The organism is Nonomuraea sp. NPDC004702 (assembly GCF_053601695.1).
Genome location: NZ_JBSGCE010000145.1, coordinates 1 through 10,050, shown reverse-complemented (window position 1 = coordinate 10,050; position 10,050 = coordinate 1). Strand labels below are relative to the sequence as shown.

The 10,050-nt window shown below is 65.3% G+C and carries 6 protein-coding genes and 2 pseudogenes; 5 read left to right on the top strand and 3 right to left on the bottom strand.

Annotated elements, in window-relative coordinates; translation table 11 throughout:
* Window positions 1-1,535 precede the first annotated feature (1,535 nt).
* Window positions 1,536-2,774, bottom strand: a complete 1,239-nt coding sequence (locus tag ACWEJ6_RS53520) for a transcriptional regulator (RefSeq protein WP_452433405.1) — start codon at window positions 2,772-2,774, stop codon at window positions 1,536-1,538.
* Between the two features lie 1,298 nt (window positions 2,775-4,072).
* On the opposite strand from ACWEJ6_RS53520, the gene ACWEJ6_RS53515 reads away from it, so the two are divergent.
* The gene (locus tag ACWEJ6_RS53515) at window positions 4,073-4,567 is read left to right on the top strand and encodes a DUF6082 family protein (RefSeq protein ID WP_452433404.1); all 495 of its coding nucleotides are present in this window, start codon (window positions 4,073-4,075) and stop codon (window positions 4,565-4,567) included.
* 103 nt (window positions 4,568-4,670) lie between these two features.
* The gene (fxlM, locus tag ACWEJ6_RS53510) at window positions 4,671-5,888 is read left to right on the top strand and encodes a methyltransferase, FxLD system (RefSeq protein WP_452433402.1); all 1,218 of its coding nucleotides are present in this window, start codon (window positions 4,671-4,673) and stop codon (window positions 5,886-5,888) included.
* A gap of 234 nt (window positions 5,889-6,122) precedes the next feature.
* Here fxlM and ACWEJ6_RS53505 read toward each other — a convergent pair whose 3' ends face one another.
* Window positions 6,123-6,548 carry a hypothetical protein gene (locus ACWEJ6_RS53505; protein ID WP_452433401.1) on the bottom strand — a complete coding sequence of 142 codons (426 nt, stop codon included), beginning with the start codon at window positions 6,546-6,548 and terminating at the stop codon, window positions 6,123-6,125.
* 1,384 nt (window positions 6,549-7,932) lie between these two features.
* On the opposite strand from ACWEJ6_RS53505, the gene ACWEJ6_RS53500 reads away from it, so the two are divergent.
* The 3 genes and pseudogenes from ACWEJ6_RS53500 to ACWEJ6_RS53490 form a co-directional block, all read left to right on the top strand.
* Window positions 7,933-8,406 carry a nucleoside deaminase gene (locus ACWEJ6_RS53500; RefSeq protein WP_452433400.1) on the top strand — a complete coding sequence of 158 codons (474 nt, stop codon included), beginning with the start codon at window positions 7,933-7,935 and terminating at the stop codon, window positions 8,404-8,406.
* A 430-nt stretch (window positions 8,407-8,836) separates the two neighbouring features.
* Complete coding sequence (locus tag ACWEJ6_RS53495) at window positions 8,837-9,433, top strand: DUF6082 family protein (protein WP_452433398.1); 597 nt, start codon at window positions 8,837-8,839, stop codon at window positions 9,431-9,433.
* Window positions 9,434-9,444: 11 nt separating this feature from the next.
* A pseudogene (locus ACWEJ6_RS53490) lies at window positions 9,445-9,753 on the top strand (IS701 family transposase); the annotation flags it as partial.
* Between the two features lie 7 nt (window positions 9,754-9,760).
* On the opposite strand, the pseudogene ACWEJ6_RS53485 reads toward ACWEJ6_RS53490, so the two are convergent.
* Window positions 9,761-9,955: pseudogene (locus ACWEJ6_RS53485) on the bottom strand (hypothetical protein); the annotation flags it as partial.
* Window positions 9,956-10,050 lie beyond the last annotated feature (95 nt).

Below are 10,050 nucleotides of genomic sequence, written 5' to 3'. Positions count from 1 at the left end.
AGACTTTCTCCACACCTACAACCACCATCGATGCCACACCGCACTCGGCGGCCACCCACCGATCACCCGCGTCAACAACCCTGCGGGTCAATACAGCTAGCGGCTGGAGGGAAGGCGTGGGCCAGTAGGTCAAGTAGCCGGGGGCCTCGCCCGGGTCCCAGATTCGACGGGGACGAAGGAGCCCGTCCGGATCGGCGTTGGGCGGCGATGACGGCAGGGATTAGGCGATCCAGCAGGTGAGCACATAGCGCGGCCGCGTCGTCGCCCCATGAACCCATCAGCGGACTGGGGTCGACGCGGGAGTCGAGAGAGACGGCGCGGATCAACCGTAGACCCAGCGGAGGTGAGAGTCAGCTGGGCCAAGCCGGGAACGGCGTGCTCGCGAAGTGCCCGCGATACCTGCTTCCAAGCCGGAGGCGGGGAGCGGACAGGCAGTCACTCAGGTAGTCGCCGGCGTCTCGCCGGCTGAGCGCTCGGGGAGCGATGACTTCGGCCCCCACCAGCGGCCCGCCCGCCTGGTCGACGGCGGCTCAAAATTCGGCGGTACGGCTGATGATGATGTGGCCGTGCCCTGCTAAAGACTTGTTGACAGCGGTCAGGACCCGCACGCTGGTCGTCGCCGATTTCGTCGAGCCCATTCAGGACGGGGAGAAACGCGGCCGCTGTCCGCCAGAGCGGCGGCCGCGGCGGGGCCGAGCGAGGGCCTTCGGCGCGGGAGAGTCCTGTTGGAGGCGTTCCGCTTGCCACTTTTGCGGCGGGTCGTGGGTGTCGGTATCCCAGCCGCTGGCTGGTAGAAGTACCGGCACCGGCTCGCCTTTGACTCCGGTGGGCGGGTCGTGGCCGTCGGGGCGGGCGGCCAGCGGGTGTAGTGGGAGTCGAACGGCCAGGGCCGTCTTGCCAATCCCGGGCGACGCCGGCGATGACCGGCTGGCCGCGCCGACGAAGCCGGTGGGCAAGGCGGCGTTGTCGTCGCCGCGGCCATCGAAGATGGTCTTCCGGGGCGGCCAGGAGGAGCGGGCTCATCAGCGCCGGGTTGGTGGTGCGCAGCCGGCGCATCGGCATGGGGCGTGGTTCACGGCACCCGCCGGTAGCGGGATTCCTCACTTGACGCGTTCCACCAGAACGCGAGCGGCGGATTCACGTCGGCGACGGTCGAGTGCTCTGGCGATGTCCAGGCCGCCGCCCATGTCCTAACCACAGTGCCGAAGACGCCCACGGCGGCGAGCGGGACGGAGACGAAGTCAACAGGGGTGCGCCTTGCTGTCTGCCCCGGACCAGTTCTCCATGGCAGCGATCCGACCACGACGACGATCAGCACAAGGAGTAGCGCTGCGCATATGCGAATTGGCCAGCGGGGAGGCGGTCTTCGCAGCGTCTCATCCTCGCCCGTCGATGACAGCGCGGGCCATGTCGTCAAGGGTGCCGTAGCCCCGGGCCTCGCCGGCTTGCGCCGCGGTCGCCGCTAGCGGCTTCTCGCCGCTACAGATCCGCTTCGGAGCGGTGTCGGTGAGTGACCAGTCTCGACGCTCAGGCTGTCAGCGGGTTCGCGCCAGCAGGTCCAGCACCTCCGGCACGTTGTCGTACGCTTGAAGGCGGCCGAGCACGATTCGGGCGCGCTGCGCCGTTCGGTCGCTGGCCAGGCCGGATGACAGGTCGAGCATCCGCGTGGCGGTGCGGGCGGCCTCCTCTAGCTCGTTGGCGTCAGCGAGGGCCACGGCCAGCCAGGAGAGGTAGAGCGCCAGTTCACGGGCGTGTGTGGCGTCATATCGGGCGAGCACCGTCGCCAGCAGAGGCACAGCCCGCAGGGGCCTGCGTAGTTCGGTGTAGACGCGCGCCTCCATGATCTGGAGCTCGCTCTGATCTACCCAGTACAGATAAGACGGATTCCGCTCTTCGCGGTCGCTGGCCAGCGCTTCGCCGGCTTGGCCTAGGGCTCGCACGGCCGCTCTCGCGTCACCGTGACGGGCGTGCGCCCATGCCGCGCGGTCCCAGGCGAGAGCGCGGGCCCGAGCGGGAGATCGTGGACCGGCGGCGTCGACGGCGGCCATCGCCAGGTCCACACCTCGCTTCGTGTCGCCGATGTTGGCGGTCTGGTAGGCGAGGCAGCCGATCAAGTTGCTCTCCAGCGTCTGGTCGCCCGCCTCACGCGCTGCGCTGATTCCGAGCCTGTAGCTCTGGGCCGCCTGAGCATGTTGGCCCGCGTCCGAGGCGATCCAGCCGGCGATTTGCGCGCCTTCCCCAATCACCGCGAGCAGCTCGCGGCCGGCCCTGTCCGTGTGGGCGCATTCACGGTAGAGCCTCACGGCCGAGTCCAGTTCGCGAAAGGCCGTACCGATGAGGTCTTTGCCGCCGAGCACGTCGTCCGCCAGGCGTAGTCCGTGAACTCGGGCCGATAGGTCCGCGACGGTTCCCAGCCCTAATCGCCCTCCGGTTCGCCCAGCCCCGGAGGTGGGTGGATCGTCTTCCGGCATGATGGCCGCCAGCACGTCGGCGGGGGCGCGCTGGGGTGCTGGCGGCTCACCGAACAGCTCCGCCACGTCCATTCCGAGGGCTCGAGCGATCAGTATCGGATATGGGTGCCGGGGCCGTCGTGTTCCCGCCTCCCAATTCTTCATCGAGCGGATGAGCGACTCTCGCTCGGGCATCGTGATGCCAAGGCCGGCGGCGACCTCGGCGATACGGCGTGCCAGATCCTTCTGCATCCAGCCGCGCGCTAGCCGCTCATCTCGCAACCGCTGGGCCAAGGCGGGACGCTTTTCCATGCGGATCTCCAAGAACAGATCTGAAGCGCTGTTCCCCTGGTTTCCCCAAGCGCCACCTGTTCATCGCCAGCGCGCCGGGGTGAAATAGGAGGCCCCGAGACCTACCGGCCTGGGCGAATCGCTTTCACGGCAACGTGTACCAGCATCGCCCTATGATTCTTCGTCTCAATCCGGCGACGGGATCGATCCTGTGGGCGCTTCGGGACACGCTCATGATTTTTACCGCATAACCGCGCGTTCCACGACCAGGCGTTGTCTCCGCGGCGGCCGGGAGACCGACGGTGTTGGCGGCCGCGGTATCGAACTGTTCCACTCCACCGAACGCGGAGAGACGCGCGATGACGAACAGCAGGCCAAGTGCGCCTCCCCCGAGGGAGCCTCCGCTTCCGCGGCCATCGTTGGCCACCGTGCCAGCCAAAGCGGTTCGATACGCGGATGCCACGTCATCCGCCCTGGACGGTGGTCCTTCTCGGCCGCGCGACAGATGGCTCGCACCGGCTCGCCCCCATCGCGCCCCAGGATGTGAAGGCTTCCGGCGCGTCCAGCGCTTCTCTCGGACGCTCACGCCGAGAGACGTGGTAGGCGCTCATCGACATCATCACCGCCAGCCGACGCTCGCGCGTTCCTTCCCCGCCGGCGGCGTCGCGGAGCGAGGGGGCGGGGTCGGAGGAGCTCTCGGTGCCGCGGGGCCAGCGCCCTCTCGCGGACGCACCGCCGGCACGGGGTGCCCTCTGCTTACGCTGACGTCCGCTCTTCCGCCAAGGACCACCATGCCCGCCCCTGTAGCTCCTCCTACGCCACGACGCCAGTGTGGTCTAGTCGTGGCTCCTGAGCGTCGTCCTGCTGCTGGTGATGACTGAAGTGACGCCCTGGCCCGCCGTCATCACCGGGGCGATCGCCGTACTCGCTCGAGGTGGTCTTCTCATCTTCGTCACCTTCCACCGCGGCAGTGGGCTGTGTCCTCGGTGCGCTACGGTCCTCCCCCTCGGTTCGCGCGCCCATGCCGGGGAGCCAGAGCACTGTCCGGACCACACGCACGACATCGGCCACACCGCGGGGATGCCCCACGCGCCAATTCCGATCGGCCTGAAGGCCCTGGCCATCACTGGCCTCGCCGGCATCCGGCATCTCGCCACGACGGCGCGTGGCGGCTTCGCGGGGATCGTGCTGTCCACCCCGTTAGCGATGGTTGACGCGCTGGCTCCGCGGGCGCCTCACACGCCGGAGCGGCCGCGATGGTGGTACCCGCGCTGCCTCAGGTGTGAAGGCGGCGGGCGATCCCCGCGTACGCACGCGGGAGATCCTCGCGCGTGTTGATCACATCCGACACGGGCGTCTGGTCGCTGCTCAACGCCCTCGGCCTGACCTACAGCCAGGTCGCGGCCCTGTTGCACGCCCTGGCGCTGATCGGCGTGGCGTCATCGATCGCCTGGCAGACCAAGGACGCCAGAGGCCAGGAGCGACGCCGGCTTCACAACGACCTGCTGAAGATGGCGATGAACGACCCTCTCTATCTGGCGTGCTGGGGCGACTTCTTCGCCGATGACGACGAGCGGAGCCAGCGGGCTCACCTATATCTGAACATGGTCTTCAACACCTGGCTGCTGATGTGGGAACAACGCTCGATCACCGAGGCCCACCTGCGTGGGATCGCCTGGACCGTGCTCTCAAGTCCGTCCGGCCGCGTGTTTTGGCAACAGGTGCGAGACCTGCGGATGAGCGGCGCGGGTTCGCGGCGGGAACGCCGGTTCAACCGCGTCATCGACGATGTCTACCAGCGGGTGGTCAGCGCGCATGCCATCTAGCCGGGTAGGCACACCCATCCACCCTCACCCTTGGGCCGCATCCCCCAGTCCGCCTCTCGCCGATATCGATCCGATCCCTGACCTCAAGGCCTACGGTGACCACATGACTACAGTCGACAACGCGATCGACGACGCCACCCAGCTCCGCGTGGCCATGGTGGACCAGTTGCTCCGCGAAGGCGCGATTACGTCGAAGGCGGTGGCCCGGGCCATGCTGGCCGTGCCGCGGCACGCCTACGCGCCGGAAGCCCCTTTGGAGCAGGTATACGACATCACCACCGCGGTTCCCATCAAACATGACAGCAGCGGCATCACCATCAGCTCAGTGTCGGCCGCCCGCCGGCAGGCTTTCATGCTGGGCCAGGCCAACGTCCGGCTCGGAGATCGAGTGCTGGAAATCGGCACCATGGGTCCTTTCGCTGCCCTGCTGTGCGAGCTGGTCGGCCCAAATGGGCACGTCACATCGGCCGACATCGACCACGAGATCGTCGAGCGAGCCAGCGGACATCTGAAGCGCACTGGTTATGGCCGCGTTGACGTGGTGTGCGCCGACGCCGAGTACGGAGTGCCCTCTAACGCCCCCTACAACCGGATCATCGCCACCGTGGAGACGCCGGACATCCCACCCGCTTGGCTGCGGCAGCTGGCTCCCGGCGGCCGCATCGTGGCGCCGTTGCGGCTTAAGGGAGTCACCCGGTCGGTCGCTTTCGACCGCGACAGTGCTGGTTTGATCAGCCGCAGTTACCACGTGTGCCGTTTTGTCCCTATGCGGGGTGATGGCGCCCACACACACCAGCGTCTTGTGATCGACCGAGGCGTCTACCTCACGGTCGATGACGCCGACCTGGTCCTCGATCTGGGAGCGCTGCGCCAGGCGCTGGATGGGCCGGCCTCGATAAGCTGGCCTGGCGCCCTCTGCGATCCTCTCGGCGAGCTGGACTTGTTCCTGCTCACCAATTCTCCGCGAATGGCTCTCCTGCACGCCAGCCCAGAACGCGTCAGTGATGGACTCCTCGACCCTTCGACGGCCTCTGGAGTCCCCGTCCTCATCGGCACCGATGGGTCATTCGCCTACCGCACTCAAGGCCGGCCAGACGGCGACGCTCACGCCTGCGGTGTCATCGCGCAGGGACCATCCGCGGAGTACGTCACCGCGCAGTACCGCCAGCTGCTGGTCCACTGGTCGAGGCACTACCGGCGCGGCGGCATGGCCACCATCCGCTATCGACCCCGCAACGCCGCCACCCCGCTCGGATGGGAGCCGCGACCGGGCGGTCTGCTACACAAACGGCATGGGGATATCGTCGTCTCCTGGCCCTGACGTGGCAGTACGTCAGAGTCCCGAGTGTCGCCCTCCGCTACAAGGGGGGTGACACGGCGAGCGCTGTCGGCCCGGCGCGGGGCACCTGTCGCGTGGGAACGCCTCCACCGGTTGAGGGCATTGACAAGGCTCAGATCCCCTGATCGGCGCGAGACGCGGCCAACCGCCTTCGTCTTCCGCTCCGCGTGCCGCGTGCCTGGCCCGCGGCGCCGTCATCAACGGCCATGGTCGTCGTCATCGCCATCGCCCAAATCCCGCGATCCAATCATCGATGTATCTGGCGCCCTCCTCGGCGAGGACCACGGCCTTTCTCGGGGCAGGACCGAGGGAGTCGACGAGGCTGCCAGGGTCGACAGGACGGCCGGGGGTCACCAGGTAGCAGGACAGGCCGGAGCTCATCTGGCGGGCCATTGAGGAAACGAACGCGTTGCGGCGGAATCTGTTGCACAGCAAGAGCAGGCCCTGGCGCTCAAGTTCCTGCCTCAGCCGCGTCAGCGGGTCTTCGAAGTCTGTGGGCGAGCGGAACACCAGTGGTGCTGCGTTCTGCCGGTCGAAGCGAAGGACACATATCTCGTCCTCGTCGAGAGCCCGCAAAGTCACGACACATGGTAGTCGTAACTCATCAGCGAGCCTTACAGCTTCCAGTCGGTACGTGGTCACCTTCGGAACATAGTGCGCTTTCGGGATCCACGGATCCGACTTGCCGAGCTTTCCCAGCTTCCATATCGCCTCGATCCGGGCGTGCTCGACCCTGGTGGAAGAAGGCCCTCCGCTCGAGCTTCCGATGCTTACACCTCACCTGTACGCCACACGCTCGCCATCGCCCTAGTTGTCAATCTCCTAGATGAATCCTCTGTATGATCGCGAGCCCGCGTCCGACGTCCTTGCTCCATTGAGGCGCCGATCGGGCGGGCCTCGTTCTCCACTTCAAGCACGTCGTCGGACAAGAGCGGGGCCCCACGCCGGCCGCTCGCGCCGGCTCCGTTTCCTGGCGCCCGCAGTGCCGTCCGCCTGAGTCTCACGCACCTGGTCGCGAGGGGCCTCCCGGCTGATTCCCAAGTTCTCCACCACACAGATAGGCGTTCGTCACGGAGCGGAAAGGCACAACGTGGCGGCGTCCGCCCCGCACCGCCGCGGATTCGACTTCGTCGCCATCTGGAACTCCTGTCTCCGGATCTCCATCACCGAGTCGTCAAGGTGTCCACACATCGGGGGCCAAAGGTCCGCGCCGACGTTCTAGCCGACAAGGTGCGCGAGAGCGGATGGCAACGTCTGTCCTACGGAGCGGGCGCCAAAGGCGAACGACTCTATGCCTGGGCGCTGATAGCCACCGAGAGCCCCACCCATCACCTGCTAATCCGCCACTCGCTCAACGATCGCGCCGGCCTTTGGCCTTCCACCTGTTTCGCCCCCGGCCAGGCTCGTTACAACGCCTTGTCCAGGTGGACGGAGCTCGCTGGTCGATCGAGGCATGCTTCCAAAACCGGCGAGAACGAGGCCGCCTACGACCATTGCCTGGTCCGGCTCTATCCCGCCTGGTGCCACTACATCACCCGGCCACGCTCGCCCCGGTCCCGGCACTGACCCGTGCCGCCCTGGGCCCCGAACCCGCCCCAGCGGCCAGCACCGGCCCGCTCATCGCGATCTCCACCTATGAGATCCGCCGCCTCTTCGCTCTCTTGACCGGCCGCCCATTAACGAAGGACACATCCCGCACTGGTCACACTGGTGACAACGCCACCAAACACGCACCCGACAAAGCCACTACCAGCGATGGCATCCCAAAGATCGATAAGTGCGGCTGCGGTACTAGATTGTGCGCTCGGATATCGGTGTACGGGCTCCCATCGACGTGACATTCTCATACAATGAGTTGTCCAGACGCGCCAAGAACGATTGATCACACGAACTAGAAATGCGTGAATCAGCAGATCATGTGCGCCTCAGGCGCACATGACGTATCATCAGATCTTTTCGAGGGGCGTGACGCACGCTCTCCCTCATGAGCAGGATCGGCGACATGAAGAAGGGAGGGTGACCGCGCGTGTACGAGTCACACCCCAGCAAGCGGGCAATGAGCGAGGCGATAAAAGTCGCCACACAAGCAGAAGCGTCGGGAAATTATCGGATCGGCTCAGTCGTTATAAACAATACGATGGACGTGATCGGATCCGCCTTCACCGAACTGCACTCACAGCCAGATCCAACCGCACATGCCGAAACACTTGCCCTTCGGCGTGCATGCGCCAAGCTCAAGGGCAGGTACCTGCCAAACTGCTTCCTCTATACAACTCTGGAGCCATGCCCGATGTGCGCTTCAGCCGCCATATGGGCCAAAGTAGAGGGTATCGTTTATGGGGCAAGCCTCGAGGATGCGATGGACTTCGCCCGCGACTCCGGCCCAGGCTTCTCCTGGCGTCAGATCAACATAAAGGCGGCCTATATAGTGGCCCGCGGAAATCCGGTTATTCAGCTGCACGAGAGATTTATGCGCGAGGAATGCCTCAAGCTGATCTAGGGGTTCCGATGTTCAGCTGTCGCTGCTGGAGTAGACCGCTAGATGGCGCTACAGCCTATTCGTCATCGCCCCCCAGCACAGCAGCTGGCCTCCGGCTCAACTTGCTCGAAGCTCGTCATCGCGTCCACGCTCGCGGCGAATATCCCCTCCGCTGCGGGAAACCCACCGGACTCGGCCGCTCGCCCAGCGAATTCATGGAGGCCAACACCAGCTGACGCGTCGCTGCGATGATCACCATCGCCCTGCTGCGCCGAGTACGAACGCCCCGCCCGACCGGCACCACGCGGCCCAGGCCGAGCCCAAAACACTGCCGCACACCGCCATCCGGCTCGTGCGCACCCAACGCAAACGCAAACGCGAGATCAAATTACCGAAGCTTGGCCCTGGGCTGACCCTTCGCTGAGCTTGGGACGAGAGGAGAAGTCAGCTGATGATTCGAGTCTTGATTGTGATATTTAGCGCCATCAGCGCACTAGGATTACTCGTCACAGTTTCCCTGCTCCCCACTCTCCTTCAGGAGCTAGGCAATCTCCTCTCACACGACCGGCCACCACTCGCAAGCATTGGAAATGTCTACAGCTCGGCGTCCGCGATTCTTTTCGGGACGGCCTTCCTCGGAGTTACCATCTCACTAATCATCCAAGCCAGCCAGGCAAGGGCTGGCAGAATCCAAGCGGTGCGTCAAGCTCATCGAGAGATCATAACATTCTGCCTCGAGAACACCGCCATCTCCCGCCCCGTTCTAGGGTTGCCGGAGGAGATGTCCGAGGAAGCATACCAACAGCATCTCCTCACGGTGAACTACATTAATTATCTGCGGACCGGCTACGAAAGCAGAGTCATCTCGGAAAACTCTCTGAGGTCCGAGATTTTCCCTAGACTGTTCCGACGTTCGGCCGGCCGCCAATGGTACCAAAAAGCAAGCGCGACAATGGCCTCTGCGCACGCCAACCGACGCGAAAAGAAATTCTATCGAATCCTGACAGATGAGTATCGGAAAGCATCCCCGACGCCTGCCCCGAGCTAGCGATCAAACAGGCCTTCTACCTGTTTCAGGCACTGCGGCCAGTGCCGTTACAACGGCCGGTCGAGGTGGCTGTAGCCCGCTGAACGATCGAAGAGTGCTTCCAGGCCGGCAAGAACGAGGCCGCCTTCGACCATAACCAGGTCCGGCTCTATCCCACCTGGCACCGCTACATCACTCTGACCATGCGCGCCCTCACCCGAGCCGCCCTCGGCCTCGAACCCGCCCCAACGCCCGCACCGGCCCGCTCATCGCGATCTCCGCCAACGAGATCCGCCCCCTTGACCCGACCACCCATCAACGAAGGACGCATCTCGCACTGAACGTTTTTCATCCTCTGGCGGCGTGAGCGACACGGTGGTTCTGAAGGACGGCGATGGCTTTGCAGAGGTGGCCGGCCTTGGAAGGGCCGCAGCGTAGCTCTCGCAGGATCTTCTAGCTTTTGAGCTGGGCGTTCGCGCGTTCGCCGGGTCCGCGAAGCCTGGCGTGGGCGCGGTTGGCCCGCTTCTGGGAGTCGGGCTCGTTCTAGCTGTATTGACCACGAGCGTTGTTGACAGCCAGGGCTTGATCAATGGAGAGGCCTCCGCTGTGGTGTAGGTGTCGAATCTGCACCAGACGCG